Raw genomic sequence first — 14,333 nt, forward strand, 5'->3', positions numbered from 1 at the left:
TTAAGGAGGTAATATGACCTTCGAAGAGGTGTTCAATGACAAAACAAAGAAGAAGTTTTACTGCTGAGTTCAAGCTGGAAGCCGCGAGTCTGGTGATAGACCAGAACTACAGTGTTCCAGAAGCATGCCAAGCTCTTGATGTGGGCGAGTCAGCCCTACGTCGCTGGGTTAAACAGTTACAAGCTGAACGAGATGGACATACGCCTGCATCCAAGGCGCTGACACCGGAACAGCAGCGTATTCAGGAGCTGGAAGCACGAGTAAAACGCCTAGAGCAGGAGAAAACCATATTAAAAAAGGCTACCGCTCTCTTGATGTCGGACGAGCTCGGCTCTACACGCTGATAGAGCAATTGAGAGAGCACGGTAGGCTAAATCTTATTTGCTCACTGTTTGGTGTTGGCCTGAGTAGCTTTTATGACAGACAGAAACGTCGTACACAGCCGGATATAAAGCGACTTCAACTGCGTTCTAAAGTGAAAGAGTTCTTTACAAAAAGCCGGGGCAGCGCCGGGAGTCGCACCCTTGTCGGCATGCTACGGGACGAAGCGATAGAGATTGGCCGCTTCAAGGTCAGACGGCTGATGTCTGAGCTGGGGCTGATTTGCAAACAGCCAGGCCCTCATGCCTATAAGCTAGCGACTATTGAAAGGCCGGATATACCCAATGTGCTTAATCGGGAGTTTGAGCCTGACCGAGCGAATCAAGTCTGGTGTGGAGACATTACCTATGTCTGGACAGGTCATCGCTGGCATTACTTGGCCGCTGTGCTGGATTTATATACCCGCCGTGTCGTGGGTTGGGCGATGTCGGTTAGGCCTGATGCAGACTTGGCCGTCAAAGCACTGGATATGGCGTATGAGTCGCGGGGTAAACCACAGAGTGTGTTATTCCACAGCGACCAGGGTAGCCAATACAGCGCTCGAAAATACCGGCAACGGTTATGGCGCTACCGCATATTTCAGAGCATGAGCCGACGTGGTAATTGCTGGGATAATGCCCCCATGGAGCGTTTGTTTCGGAGCTTTAAGGCTGAATGGTTGCCGAGACTGGGTTATCGAAACATAAGTGAGGCAATGCGTGATGTGAGCTATTACCTGATGGATTATTATAACTGGCAACGGCCACATCAATTCAACGATGGGCTCCCTCCTGCAAAGGCGGAAGCTCTGTCTAAACCCGTGTCCGGAATTAGTTGACCACTACAGAATCTTCTTAGAGAGAATTTCGAGCTACGTAGAGAATTACAAGAATTAAAGAAATCTAGTATGCAATAAAGTGTATCGGCCTTACAATTTTAATATGTGTCGTGACTAAAGCTGACAACCCCACTATGGCTTATTGGTCCGCAAAGCTGCCGCTCGGTAGCCTTATTTTAGATAGAGATAAAACAGCCAGTTTGAATCTTGAACCCGCCACCTAAAACAATCTCTTCTCTCTTGCCTGTTTCAGTATTAACTTAAACGGCTATCTTTAAATGTCGTAGTGACCAAATCTCCCAATATTTGCTCGAAAATAAACTATTCTGACCCAATGATCCTAAGAATCATTTGTGTTTTTAAAGTGCTTGCCTAGTCATACGTTGGGTGAATCTATATTTGCGTGGGAGCAGTATCATATTTTTTGTTAAAGATTGACCTATGAACTGAGTAAATATTCAACAAATTGCGGCTGTTTTTGCTGAATGGTCGATTGCTGCCGCCAGACCAGCTGGATGTCTTTTGTTAGCGCATGATCCTCTAAAGGGATTGCACATAAACTTCCATGTTGCACCTCATCAACAACAGACGATGCAAATACCAGCGATATTCCTATGCCTGCCCGAACCGCCTGCTTAACGGCCTCTGTGCTGCCCAGTTGCATTGATACAGTGGGAAAATGCTGGCATTCCTGCAAGTAGTTTTTGAGTATCCTTCCTGTTCCGCTGCCAGATTCTCCGCCTAACAAATTCAGCCCGGACAATATTGATTTACTGATCGATGACAGTTTTGCAAGTGGATGATCTGGAGGCGTAATCAAGACTAATGCTTCAGTTTTCCAGATTTGAGATTCAAAACCAGCTTTACCTGGCCACCATTCCATCAAGGCGATATCGATTTCAGCATTTTCCAGTTTTTCGGCAACGACTGGGTTGCTGTCTATTACGATATCCAGTTTGTCATTTATAAACGCTTGTTTATGCCGGTAATTCTGCAGGTAAGGCTGCAACAGATAAATGCCGATATTTGAACTGGCTCCAATTCTCATGGAGGGTTGATTCACAGCCAGCAAGGCTCTGTCTTGTAGTCGCAACATGCTCTGCGCATACGGCAAAAGACGAAGGGCATATTCAGTCGGCTGGCAACCGCTACGCACACGATGAATCAAGGATACGCAGAGCGTTTCTTCCAGCTTCTGAATATGCTGCGAGATAGTTGGTTGGGCTAATCCCAGCTGCTCGGCAGCTGCCTGAAAACTGCGCTGCTCAATCACCATGATCAAACTTTTCAGCCAGATCAGATTGAGCATGCTATTTCCTTTTGTGCGGGTAATTGGTTGGCCGGATCCAATGGAGGCTCGCCGTTCAAAACCCTGAGAATATTTTCAGCCGCACGTGTTTCAATGGCTAACCTGACCTTGCTCACCGCTGAACCGATATGTGCCGTGAACAAGGTGTTGGGATGTGTTAATAAATTGGGATTGATTTCCTTTGGCCTGTCGAGACGTGCCCAGTCTTCCATTTCAAAAACATCACTGGCATATCCGGCTAAATGGCCGCTATTAAGCTTATCTAAAATGGCACTTTCATCAACAATAGACCCACGGCAGGGATTCACCAAAAATGAACCGGGCCGCATCTGCTGTAAACGTTGTGTATTTAAAAGATGTTGCGTTTGCGAGTTTAATGGCAGTGCCATAATCACGATATCGGCCTGAGCAAGGGCGTCGTCCAAAGACAAAAATTCAAGTTTTAATGCTGCTTGTTGTTCTGCATCCAGAGGCTGAGTGTCGGTATAGACTAAGGTTGCACCCCAACCGCTCAGCCTTTGTGCAATGGCCTGACCAATTGCACCCATGCCGATAATCGCAATAGTGGATCCTTCAATTCCCATTCCGTAAAACTGTGGAAGCCAGCCCTTAAAGTTTCCAATACGTACATGTTGATCCGCCGCCCGTATATGCCGAATTAATCCGACCATTAGGCCGATGGTTAATTCAGCTGTGGGTACTGTTAATAGGTCTGGTACAAAGGTCAGCCAGACATTGTGTTCAGTGCAGGCATCGACATCAAAATTATCATAGCCCTTTAATGCCGCACCAATGACCTTCAGTTGCGGGCAAGACTCTAAAAAAATGGTATCTACCCGATCCGGCATGAATACCATCAAGGCTTCTGCATCCTTCGCCCGTTTCATTGTATCGTTGCGTGATAAGCTGAACGGGGTCTGATTCGTGATCAACTCACAATGCGGTGCTAATATGGCCAACACCTCTTCATGTACTTTATGCGTAATTACCAATTTTGGTTTCATCGTTATCTCCTACTTGAATTTTTTGCGTAACAGGCCGCTCAAGGCATCGACCAATGTGACCATCAGCAGAATCACTAGCAGGATAGCCAATACTTCCTGATATTGCATAATGCGTAGTGAACCCATAAGTTCAAAACCGATACCGCCAGCGCCTACCATGCCCATGATTGTCGAAGCTCTGAAGTTATATTCCCAGCGATAAATTGCGACATCGGCAAACTGCGGCATCACTTGGGGAAGAATTGCGTGATAGAGCACCTGCATCGGTGAGGCACCAGCGGCACGGGCGGCTTCCACCGGAGCGTCATCCACGTGCTCAATCGCTTCGGCAAAGAATTTACCTACCATGCCGATGGAATGCAGCGCTAAAGCCAGCACACCGGGTAAGGCACCGAAGCCGACGGCAGCCACAAAAATAATCCCCATAATCAGTTCCGGAACGGATCGAAGGGCATTTAGAACGATGCGCGCCAGCTGAAAGATCACACCATGAGGTGAGGTATTACGCGCTGCCAGAAATGCCATAGGCACAGAAAATATAACTGCAATTGCGGTACCGGCAATACTCATTGCTAGCGTATCCAGCAAGGGTGAAAACCAGTTTTGAAGGTTGGTAAAGTCCGGTGGGAAAGACTCGCCAGCCAACGTTCCTATTGCAGGCAAGCCATTTGCCAAAATTTCGAAGTTCAGTACATTCACATACCAGGCTGCCAGCAGAACGATGACCAATAAGGTCACCACCTGCAGGGTTTTACGTTTCCAGTTCTTGCTGTAACTTTGCAGCACATCTGTTTGTGTAATCAGGTAGGTATTCATAAATCATCCTTACATCTTGGAAAAATCAAGATTCAGTAATTTACCCATAACACGTATCACGTCATAATCAGCATCGGTAATCGGTGCAAATCCCTCTGCTTTGAAATTCTTCAATATCTCTTTGTCATCCAGGCTGACAAACGCATCTTTAATTTTCACTTTGAGATCCTTATTAAGGTTGGAGCGCATTGCCCAGGGATATTGTGGATAAGGTTTGCTATAGCCCAAAACTTTAACTTTTGCCGGGTCAATGAGTTTACGTTCCACCACATACTTAAAAATCACCTCAGAGAGCCCGCCTGCATCTGCATTACCATTGGCCACATTGACAGCCACAGCATCATGCGAGCCGACGAAGTGTTGTTCGTAATCGGTTTTCGCTTCGATGCCGCCTTCCTCTAAAAGAACCGTTTTCGGGATGAGATGACTGGACGTTGAGGCGCGATCGCCATAGGCCATTTTTTTACCTTTAATGTCGGCATAGGAATCAATGCCTGACTCTGTATTGGCGATCAAAATGGAACGGTATGTCGGTACACCGTCGATTATCATTGCCGCAAACGGTTCAATATCGCTTTTTGATTTGGCCATCACATAAGACAGCGGGCCGAAATAGGCCAGATCAATACGGCCAAAGCGCATCGCTTCAATCATGGATGAATAATCGGTTGTGACTATTAATTCCACCTTTTTGTTTAACTTGGCTTCCAGATAATTTTTTAAGGGTTCATTGCGCTTGATTAGTTCGGAAGCGTTTTCATCCGGCAGCAAGGCGACTTTGAGCATATCCGGATCGGCATCTGCTGCCATACAGGGGCTTATGGCTGTCACCAGCAAGGTGGTGGCTAAGAGTATTTGTTTAAACAGTTTCATTTTGCTATCTCCAGTTGTGTTGCCGTTTTAGTGGGTAAATGTTGATAAGAAGAATTGGATTGCGTATCGGCGGTTTGTTTATCTTTTCTTTTGGGGTTGGCCGATTGTTGATAAATCAACTTGAGCTGTTTGTCATCGAGCTCTTGCGGAGCGGCATCAAACACCACTTGGGCTTGAGCTAAACCAATGATGCGATCGGCAAAACGTTTGGCATATTCAAGCTGATGCAATGAGACGATAGAGGTAATGCCGTCTTCGGCACAGATTTGTTTCAATTGAGACAAAATTTTTTCGGATGTGGATGGATCCAGGCTGGCGACAGGTTCATCCGCCAGAATAATACTCGGCTGCTGAGCCAAAGCTCGGGCAATACCTACTCGTTGTTGCTGGCCACCTGATAATTGATCGACCCGCACCAGGGCTTTGTCAGCAAGGCCAACGCGATCCAGACAATGCAATGCCAATTCAAGATCGGTTTTGGGTGGCGGCAATAAACTACGCCAGAATGAATGATATCCCAGTCGCCCCATGAGTACATTCTGCAGGGCTGTGTGACGCAGAATCAGTTGATGGTGCTGAAACACCATCGCGGTTTTGCGTCGATGCCGGCGCAGTATGCCTTGATTATCCAGTATTCCGAATTCAGCAGAAATCACTTTACCCGAGGTAGGTTTCACCAAATGATTCAGTGACCTCAATAAGGATGATTTTCCCGCACCTGATAAACCTAGCAGCACTGTGAATTCACCACGTTGAAAGTTGATTGAGGTTGCACGTAATGCTTCAATTCCGCCGGGATAGATTATGCCAAGATCGTCTGTGGACAGAATTGGCTGAGGTGAGTGGCTTAACGTCATATCATTACCTTTCGCAATAATTGTCACCGCTGTATTGCGGTTCACAATCGAATACTAAGGTTTGAATATGACAGAGAAATGAAGCTTAGATGACTATTTTATTTCATAGCTTGACTGACTGGAGTGAAAAAGAACTCACGGGGACAGTACTCTATATGGGGGGTTGAGCACAAAACTAACATTTTAAGAATGCAGGAATATTAATGACTCTTTGTTGAAATCGATCATTTTTGGTTGCACTAAATACCACTGGCATCGAGCACAAAGCGCTACCTATTAAATCCTCAGAAAACAGCGAGCAAGAAGGTTGGAAGTTAGCTAGTTTTTTTTCGGTTCATAATGATCGCTTTGCTCTTGAAGTAAGCTGTTTTTGGGTCAGTCAAACATGAACGCTTTTGAAGCAAAGCCTTAATTTTCCAGCACCCTAATTCATGACGATTAGGCCACGCTCTATTTAACCTTCAACGGCAGTTCATGGCACTAGGATGCCCAGAAGTCGACCTTCGAAAGAAATCTGATCAGACTTTTTTGCTCTTGTGCCTGTGAAGTCCGCAAAGTTGCCGTTCAGATACATTGTTTAGATAAGGACAAAACAGCCAGTTTGAAGGTTGGGTCAATAGTGGCTTATGGTCGAAAGAGACCAATTCGGGGACGCTAAAGACCAATGATTATGAACATTAACCACCCATTTTAATTAAAACTGATGATTTAGAGTTAAGAGAAAACACAGCAGTAGATGGCTCCAACCAGAGTTGATATTGAGTGACTACTCTTACTAATATTTTTCACCTTATCAGATGTTGACATGAGCTCCTCAACCAGAAGTTCGATATTCTATTTGTGCTACCCACTTATTCATTACCTTGCGCAACCATTTCGTTCATAGCCTATGCGCGTTGCTCTAGTTAAAGTGCCTGTTTTTCCGTTTGATCAAAGGTATTACGATAAACGGCAAACGAATTATCAGCTTCAATTTCAACCTCTTTTGTCGAGCTGGCTACTCTCCAAAGCGCTGTTTCTAAATGGTTACTTAAAAATTTTTGTCCTAGATTAATCATTCATTCTTCCTGTATAAATGAACTCTCCAAAATAATTTTGATAGAGCGCTTTTCGCTTTAACATAGGGCCGTGAGATTCCATAGGAAAATGAAGCCAAAATAACGAATCCAAGCAACAACAAAACGATGAATGTATCGAGATTTATTGCTCCAACAAGACTTGATACAACAAAAGGTAAAAATGAACAAAGGCCAGCTAAGAATAGCTTAGTAAAGATTGGCCAATGCTTCGGAGATAACAAATTAAACGGACTTTTACCTAGGTTTATTTTCTCGTATGCTTCCTCAGTCCTATTGACCGCCTCACCATCAGGCTTGAAGCGAACACTCTACAGGCCGCACTCTTCTTGCCTCCCCTATAAGGCATAACGAAGGCATCAACCCAGTAATTATCACCGTTTTTACAACGATTCTTACAATACCCATCCAAGGCGGACCTTTGGCAGACGTGTCCCAAAGTTCTTTAAAGGTAATTTGGGGCATGTCAGGCTGTCGAACCAAATTATGTGCTTGTCCAAGTAATTCATCTTCTGGCACTCAAAAAATCATCATTAATATAGGTAATAACGCCTTTCTTTATTGTTGTAGAGAATATGCTAACATCATCTGAATATTTTAATTCTTTTCCTGTAGCTGGTAAGCTTTTACTCATTACGATGCCTTTTATACTTCAAAAATTTAAAACATTTTCTAATTTTTCTTCTACTAGCAGCATAGCTCTGCACGATTTTAGTCTTTATTATGGTAAATAAAAGTCATATCACAAGTTTGTTAAACGCTAGATACTAGAAGCTTAACAGAATGGAATTTACTTGATTTTCTACAATTCTTGGATTCAACTTCGAAGTGCATAACTTGAATAGGTAGAAGAAGAGGTCAGTCACCTGTAGGCTGATCATTTTTTCTCCGGCAAGAGATGAACGATGAATTCCTACAAGCAACTGACCTATGAACAACGATGCCAGCTTTACGCACTAAAGAAAACAAAAATGACATAACAAGCACTGGCGAATGCGATTGGCGTGAGTCAGCCAACGATCAGTCGAGAACTTAAGCGCAATACCGGCGGTAGCGGTTATCGTTTCGCTCAGGCCCAGCGTAAAGCCCTGGAGCGCCGAGCAGAGGCGGTTAAACCCACAAAAATGACACCAGAGATGATCTCTCTCGTTAACGCAAAGTTGCGCGAAAAGCTGAGTCCAGAGCAAATTTCGGGTTGGCTACTCGTGGAGAAAGAGAAGTTGCTCAGTCACGAAACCCTCTACCGTCATATTTGGGTCGATAAGGCCGCTGGCGGTGATCTGTATAGCAATCTGCGCCGACAAGGGAAAGCCTATCAAGCACGGGGCAAAAGCCAGGCTGGACGTGGGCACATCAAAAACCGTGTCAGTATTGATGAGCGCCCCACGATTGTTGATGCTAAGGAACGCGTAGGGGACTGGGAAATTGATCTTGTCATCGGCAAAGGCCACAGCGGAGCGCTGTTAACCATCGTCGATAGAGCGACTAGCTTTACCGTATCGAAGCGAATCAATAACAAATCGGCTCAGGTCGTTACCAATGCGACAATTGAGTTGCTGAGGCCGTTCAAGGGCGCGGTGCTAACGATTACGGCGGATAACGGTAAGGAGTTTGCCTATCATGAGCAGATGACTGCAGCGCTGGGGGCGCGGGTATATTTTGCCGACCCCTACAGCTCATGGCAACGCGGTTTGAATGAAAATACTAACGGCCTTCTACGTCAGTACTGGCCTAAAAAGACGGACTTCAAAAAAGTCTCGGCAAAAGAAGTTAAAGCCGTTATTGTTCAGCTAAATAATCGTCCCAGAAAGAAATTAAATTTTAAAACGCCCGCAATGTTAATGGGAAATCACATGGCTGCAATTGCGGCTTAAACGGTTATGCACTTCGGGGTTGAATCTGCCCTTTCTGAGTGTTTTTTCAACACTTATTATCAAAACGAAAAGGCAAAAAAGATTGCCAAGAAAATCAATAATAAGAACTGATTTTATAAATATCGAACCTTTTCACAGTATTGGTTTGTCACTAAAATATTTTTTAAAGGTTAACGTCATAAACTGATACACATTCATTATGTGACCAAGAATTAATATACGATAATCACCTATGGATAGATTTTAAATATCGCTAGCATGTAGAAGCTTGTGATTTAACGGTAACGCTATGGGTACTCCTCATGAAAGCCTACGCGCCAATTCATAGTAAGTCTTACCTAATTCAGTAATTGTGATGTATTTGTTAATTTAGCTCGATGTGAAGAATGATAAAAACAAAAAAATGCCCCGTATGCGAAATGCTATTACTAAAGAGTGATAATATTGTTCAGTTTAAGGGAATAAACTTTTGGTTATGCTCTGAGCAATGCCGGGACAGATTCAATCAAAGACCAAGTTTGTACATTGGTGATCCTAAGCATGGTAAATCAGTCAAACAGCATGGTGTAAAAGTAGAGAAAAAACACACCATAAAGCTTGTATTGCCAGACAATCATGAATCTATAGATCTACTAATTCAGTATTTGAACTCGTTAATGGGGGTCATACAGGCAAGAATTAATCAAGGACAACTTGAGATTGAATACGACCTGATTCAGGTGTCTTTAGGAGAAATAGAGTCTTTCATTAAATCAACGGGCATCGCCATCGAACAATCTTGGATAGATAAAGTCCATAATGCCTTGATTCATTACAATGAGGACGGAGAACTAGATAATTTAGGCCATCCTTATAAAGACAACTGAACATTTCATTCGACAGTTTCTTTCCAAGTCAGATGTTCATATAAGCCAGTCCAGTAATAGCCAAAACTCGCTGCAAAAAGTAATTCCTCAATCGGAATATGGAGAACGAACAACCCGCTGAGTGCATCCAGATTCCAGACGCGCTCAATATACCCTGGTGAGAGACTCTCAAGCCCAAGAACAAACACCGAATAATAAATAAGAAAAAGTGCACTTCCCCATATGCTTTTTAGCGCTAGATCGGTTCTGCATAAACTATTGGCGATACCTCCCGCAACCATAGCTATTATAGCGGGGTAAATCGGATTCCACTCCCAGAGCATTAAGATTGGAAACAAAATAAATGGTGTCGTGACGGCCAGAATATGATGAGCGTGTCTCTTAGATAAACGAATAGCTAGTGGCATAGTTTGCAACTTCTGACCCGTGATTACGTTGTAAGCCACAGCACCAATTCCACCGATACCAAAACAAAAAATCAAACTTTCAATATCAAACCCCGTTTTGAGAGCTAAATTGAACATGCTCGGTGGACTCCAGTAGTCTGGAACAAATAATGGTTCGGTAAAACCAAAAAGCATTGTGATTGAGCTTGCTTTTAACATGACCGAGCGATATGTAGGTGTAATTAGGTATACAGCCAGCCATGGTATAAGAAATGCCAAAGACCAGACTAACCATACGTACTGTTCATCCATTCTGAGATAACTCCTAGAGAATAAGTCACCACGATGTATCACTTTCGAGTGATAATTTATGTGTGAAAGAAGAAATACTAATAAATAAAATTCTTTCTTACATTACAATTTTGTCAGAATTTGTGTGAATCATTACAAGTTCATTACATTGCTTCTTTTTTCTTAAGGCTGAGGTTAGTATCACACTATTAGTTGCTGGTGTATAAATGGATGTTTAGAGTTTCAAACTTATTATTTCTAATCCTTATCGTGATGGCTTACTTAGGTCAGCCGCTAATTGCTTTATCTTCCCCATGTAAAGATATGGAAATGCGTACAATGACAGAATCTTACTCAATGGGCTCTGTCCATGATGGCCATATTCAGCAAGTTCGCAGTAAAAATTTGACATCTGAATGTTGTATTATTTCCACTTGCGGCATGAACTCTTGTCTGCATCATAGTCAAGAGGCTATTACATTCTCACTTTCCCCCCAAGCGTTCAAAGTGCAAAATGCAGTCAGCCTTGCTCTTAACTTAACGAGCTTCTACTCAAACTTTGAAACAAACTCATTGTTTCGTCCTCCGATTTCACTCATTACAGTATAGATGTAGCCACTCTAGACAACTGTATAGGTCAACACTGAAATGTGTGCCACACATGTCATCATTCGTTAAAGTTTTACATATTAAGAATAGCACTTTTGGCATTTTGCCTATTAATGAATGACCTACATTAGAGCTCAATGAGTGAGATTCTTATTAATAGTAATTGATACTGCGTTAAATGAGCCTAATTCGGAATATGAGCAATGAGTAATAACAAATATTTTTTTAGTACAGAACCACTGAAAGCTTTAGTTTTGATGGCTCTGATGTTCAATTCTTTGTCTTTGACAGCCCAAGAGTTGTCTCTTGAAAAAGCGATCGAGCTTGCTCATCAGAGTGATCCTTGGATAAAAGGAAGTTATCAGAAAGAACAGGCAAATATTGCTCAGAGTATAGCAGCTGGACAGTTACCGGATCCTGTCATATCACTCGGATTAGCAAATATGCCTCTTGACAGTTTGAACTTTAATCAGGAGCCAATGACACAACTCATGGCTGGTGTCTCCCAAGTTTTCCCTCGAGGTCAAACTCTCGAGTTACAAAGACAAAAATTGGAAGATATAAGCCGACAACATCCTTTTATGCGTCAAGATAGGTATGCAAAAGTGAAACTGACAGTCACTCAATTATGGCTCGACTTGTATGAGAGCCAAGAGTCTATTCGTCTGATTGAGAACGACAGATCATTGTTTGAATACCTTGTTGAAGTTGCCGAGGTTAGTTACAGCAGTGCTTTTGGTAGAAGTCGTCAACAGGATCTAGTTAGAGCTCAACTTGAGCTGACACGCATTGAAGACCGCCTTACAGTACTCGATAAAAAAAGAAGCGAAACCCAAGAAAAACTTGCTGAATGGCTTTATGACACAGGGGCACACTGGCAAGAGATGGGCGTTTCCCAAATACTGCCAGAAATAGAACTTAAAAGTATTCACGAAGCAATCAACAATCAAGTGCAGTACGAGGCGCCTGATTTCACTGATCACCCAATGATTAGAAGCCTTGACCAGCAGATCATGGCTTCAGAAACAAATATTGTTCTGACAAAACAAAAATACAAACCGCAATTTGGCATCAATGCAAGCTATGGTTTCCGTGACGATGCACCAGGGGGGCAAGATCGCAGTGATCTATTTTCTGTTGGTATTAGCTTTGATTTACCGATTTTTACGGAAAAACGGCAAGACAAGGAAGTAGAAGCGGCAGTAAGTAGTAAGGAAGCCTTAAAAACAGATAAAACACTCGCATTACGTGCTATGAACGCTCGTTTTAATGAGGCCAGTGAAAGACTAAGTTGGCTGGAAAAACGCCAGAAACTCTACAGCGATCGTCTGTTGAAAGAGATGAACGATCAGGCTGAAGCCTCCTTAAACGCTTACACCAATGATGATGGTGACTTTGCCGAAGTCGTCCGCGCTCGTATTGCAGAACTCAATGCCAACATCGACTACCTAAATATCAACGTAGACAGGCTAAAAACAATTGCCGCATTGAATTATTTCTCAAGTTCATCTGAATACATGACATCTATTAACGGGAAACAACATGACTAGCTCATACAAAACTTTATTATTGATGCTGTTTGCAATACTGCTTACCGCAGTAATTACATACAGTGTGACGCGTGTATATTTTGAAAATAATACCGTTAGTAATAGTGAAGCCGAACAAAAGCAACCACTGTATTGGGTTGCACCGATGGATCCCAACTACCGTCGAGACAAGGCTGGTAAATCACCAATGGGTATGGATTTGATTCCTGTGTATGAAGAAAATGAAACCTCTCAGAATTCTGGTCCAGGAACAATTACCATCTCTCCAGATGTTGTGAATAATATCGGGGTTAGAATTGTTAAAGCTGAGTATGGCCCAATTCATTCAGAAATAAATACAGTCGGTTATGTTCAATATGATGAAGACAAGCTAGTTCATATTCATCCACGAGTCGAGGGTTGGGTTGACAAGCTATATGTCAAAGCAGCCGGTGATCCCATTAAAAAAGGACAACCACTTTATAAACTCTATTCACCTGAACTTGTAAACGCTCAAGAAGAGCTTGTCTTAGCGCTCAATCGAAACAATGTTCGCTTAATTAAAGCAGCTGAGGACCGCTTGAAAGCATTACAAATAGCCAACTCTGTTATTAATCAAATAAAACAAACTCGCAAGGTTCAGCAAGCCATTACGTTTTATGCTCCACAGAGCGGAGTCATCGATAACCTTAATGTGCGTGAAGGATTTTATGTCAAGCCAGGAATGAATTTAATGTCAGTAGGTGATCTCAGTACAGTCTGGGTTGAAGCTGAAATCTTTGAACGTCAAGCAGAGTTAGTCAAAGCAGGGCAAGCGGTTACCATGACCCTAGATTATATGCCTGGAACAAAGTGGATTGGAAAAGTCGACTATGTTTATCCCACATTGAATGACGAGACAAGAACAGTTCGAGTTCGTCTTCGTTTTGATAACGAAGATTATGCCCTCAAACCAAATATGTTTGCCCAAGTAACAATAGCGACCGGTGAGGAGAAAGAAAAACTAATGATCCCAATGGAGGCGCTTATCCGAACTGGCGATCAAGATCGTGTTGTTCTAGCTCTTGGGGAGGGTCAGTTTAAGTCGATTACTGTTATCGCCGGCAACATTGGCGAAAGTCATGTAGAAATCATCAATGGTCTCGAACCGGGAGAGGAAGTGGTCAGTTCTGCACAGTTTCTTCTTGACTCAGAATCCAGCAAAACTTCAGATTTCAAGCGTATGCATCATGAAGACTCAAAACCACGATCTGTGTGGGTTGAGGCCAAGATTGAGTCTGTTATGACAGAACATCATATGATCACAGCCGCTCATTCAGCAATCAGCGAGTGGGATTGGCCTGCTATGACTATGGATTTCAGTGTCAGTGAAAATATTGATCTGAGTACTCTCTCAAAAGGTACTCAATTGCACATGGAAATTACCAACTCAGATACTGAATACTACGAAATTACCGGAATTCACATTAAAGAAAGTGGTACTAGCACTGTGAATGAGGAGTCTGCCACAGAGGGTGACGTCAAATTACAATCTATAGATGATGAAAGTATGAACCATAACAAGCATCAAGAAAAAAATACTCAAATGGATAGTTCCGAAAGTTCTGAGCATTCACATCATCAACACTCAGGCATGTAGAAAGGA

At 43.0% G+C, this 14,333-nt stretch carries 13 protein-coding genes; 5 read left to right on the forward strand and 8 right to left on the reverse strand.

Annotation, left to right across the window (positions count from 1 at the left end; genetic code table 11):
- Positions 1-35 precede the first annotated feature (35 nt).
- A protein-coding gene (locus MAMP_RS11070; protein ID WP_139031926.1) for an IS3 family transposase occupies positions 36-1,198 on the forward strand; the annotation gives its coding sequence in 2 pieces (ribosomal slippage) (positions 36-291 and positions 291-1,198; 1,164 coding nt in all).
- A 439-nt stretch (positions 1,199-1,637) separates the two neighbouring features.
- Here MAMP_RS11070 and MAMP_RS11075 read toward each other — a convergent pair.
- From MAMP_RS11075 to MAMP_RS16545, 7 genes are all read right to left on the reverse strand, one after another.
- The gene (locus tag MAMP_RS11075; RefSeq protein WP_007146136.1) at positions 1,638-2,507 is read right to left on the reverse strand and encodes a LysR family transcriptional regulator; all 870 of its coding nucleotides are present in this window, start codon (positions 2,505-2,507) and stop codon (positions 1,638-1,640) included.
- Positions 2,495-3,511: a phosphonate dehydrogenase gene (locus tag MAMP_RS11080; RefSeq protein ID WP_007146137.1), complete on the reverse strand. Its 1,017-nt coding sequence runs from the start codon at positions 3,509-3,511 to the stop codon at positions 2,495-2,497. Before MAMP_RS11080 ends, MAMP_RS11075 begins: the two co-directional genes overlap by 13 nt.
- A 9-nt stretch (positions 3,512-3,520) precedes the next feature.
- Complete coding sequence (gene phnE / locus MAMP_RS11085) at positions 3,521-4,327, reverse strand: phosphonate ABC transporter, permease protein PhnE (protein WP_007146138.1); 807 nt, start codon at positions 4,325-4,327, stop codon at positions 3,521-3,523.
- Positions 4,328-4,336: 9 nt separating this feature from the next.
- The gene (phnD, locus tag MAMP_RS11090; RefSeq protein WP_007146139.1) at positions 4,337-5,200 is read right to left on the reverse strand and encodes a phosphate/phosphite/phosphonate ABC transporter substrate-binding protein; all 864 of its coding nucleotides are present in this window, start codon (positions 5,198-5,200) and stop codon (positions 4,337-4,339) included.
- Positions 5,197-6,102, reverse strand: coding sequence for a phosphonate ABC transporter ATP-binding protein (phnC, locus tag MAMP_RS11095; RefSeq protein ID WP_425435127.1), 906 nt, complete (start codon positions 6,100-6,102; stop codon positions 5,197-5,199). The genes phnD and phnC overlap by 4 nt, the downstream gene beginning before the upstream one ends.
- Before the next feature lie 860 nt (positions 6,103-6,962).
- A complete protein-coding gene (locus MAMP_RS16275) occupies positions 6,963-7,115 on the reverse strand; it encodes a hypothetical protein (protein ID WP_007146141.1) in 153 nt (50 codons plus the stop codon).
- Between the two features lie 523 nt (positions 7,116-7,638).
- Positions 7,639-7,767: a hypothetical protein gene (locus MAMP_RS16545; protein WP_007146142.1), complete on the reverse strand. Its 129-nt coding sequence runs from the start codon at positions 7,765-7,767 to the stop codon at positions 7,639-7,641.
- Between the two features lie 370 nt (positions 7,768-8,137).
- On the opposite strand from MAMP_RS16545, the gene MAMP_RS11105 reads away from it, so the two are divergent.
- Together MAMP_RS11105 and MAMP_RS11110 are read left to right on the forward strand one after the other, a co-directional pair.
- Positions 8,138-9,007 (forward strand): IS30 family transposase, encoded by an 870-nt coding sequence (locus tag MAMP_RS11105; RefSeq protein ID WP_007146143.1) that lies wholly within the window; start codon positions 8,138-8,140, stop codon positions 9,005-9,007.
- A gap of 518 nt (positions 9,008-9,525) precedes the next feature.
- Positions 9,526-9,873, forward strand: a complete 348-nt coding sequence (locus MAMP_RS11110) for a hypothetical protein (protein ID WP_007146144.1) — start codon at positions 9,526-9,528, stop codon at positions 9,871-9,873.
- Positions 9,874-9,878: 5 nt separating this feature from the next.
- Here the strand turns inward: MAMP_RS11110 and MAMP_RS11115 are convergent, their stop codons facing one another.
- The gene (locus MAMP_RS11115; protein WP_007146145.1) at positions 9,879-10,571 is read right to left on the reverse strand and encodes a lycopene cyclase domain-containing protein; all 693 of its coding nucleotides are present in this window, start codon (positions 10,569-10,571) and stop codon (positions 9,879-9,881) included.
- 791 nt (positions 10,572-11,362) lie between these two features.
- Here MAMP_RS11115 and MAMP_RS11120 point away from each other — a divergent pair.
- Positions 11,363-12,709, forward strand: a complete 1,347-nt coding sequence (locus MAMP_RS11120; RefSeq protein ID WP_007146147.1) for a TolC family protein — start codon at positions 11,363-11,365, stop codon at positions 12,707-12,709.
- On the forward strand, positions 12,702-14,327 hold the full coding sequence (locus MAMP_RS11125) for an efflux RND transporter periplasmic adaptor subunit (RefSeq protein WP_007146148.1): 1,626 nt from the start codon (positions 12,702-12,704) through the stop codon (positions 14,325-14,327). Before MAMP_RS11120 ends, MAMP_RS11125 begins: the two co-directional genes overlap by 8 nt.
- Positions 14,328-14,333 lie beyond the last annotated feature (6 nt).

The organism is Methylophaga thalassica MP, from assembly GCF_000214595.1.
Classification (GTDB): domain Bacteria; phylum Pseudomonadota; class Gammaproteobacteria; order Nitrosococcales; family Methylophagaceae; genus Methylophaga; species Methylophaga thalassica.

Coding starts and splice junctions, on each gene's coding strand:
- MAMP_RS11075 (WP_007146136.1), bottom strand. CDS start 2,507: ATGCTCAATCTGATCTGGCTGAAAAGTTTGATCATGGTGATTGAGCAG.
- MAMP_RS11080 (WP_007146137.1), bottom strand. CDS start 3,511: ATGAAACCAAAATTGGTAATTACGCATAAAGTACATGAAGAGGTGTTG.
- phnE (WP_007146138.1), bottom strand. CDS start 4,327: ATGAATACCTACCTGATTACACAAACAGATGTGCTGCAAAGTTACAGC.
- phnD (WP_007146139.1), bottom strand. CDS start 5,200: ATGAAACTGTTTAAACAAATACTCTTAGCCACCACCTTGCTGGTGACA.
- MAMP_RS16275 (WP_007146141.1), bottom strand. CDS start 7,115: ATGATTAATCTAGGACAAAAATTTTTAAGTAACCATTTAGAAACAGCG.
- MAMP_RS16545 (WP_007146142.1), bottom strand. CDS start 7,767: ATGAGTAAAAGCTTACCAGCTACAGGAAAAGAATTAAAATATTCAGAT.
- MAMP_RS11115 (WP_007146145.1), bottom strand. CDS start 10,571: ATGGATGAACAGTACGTATGGTTAGTCTGGTCTTTGGCATTTCTTATA.
- MAMP_RS11120 (WP_007146147.1), top strand. CDS start 11,363: ATGAGTAATAACAAATATTTTTTTAGTACAGAACCACTGAAAGCTTTA.
- MAMP_RS11125 (WP_007146148.1), top strand. CDS start 12,702: ATGACTAGCTCATACAAAACTTTATTATTGATGCTGTTTGCAATACTG.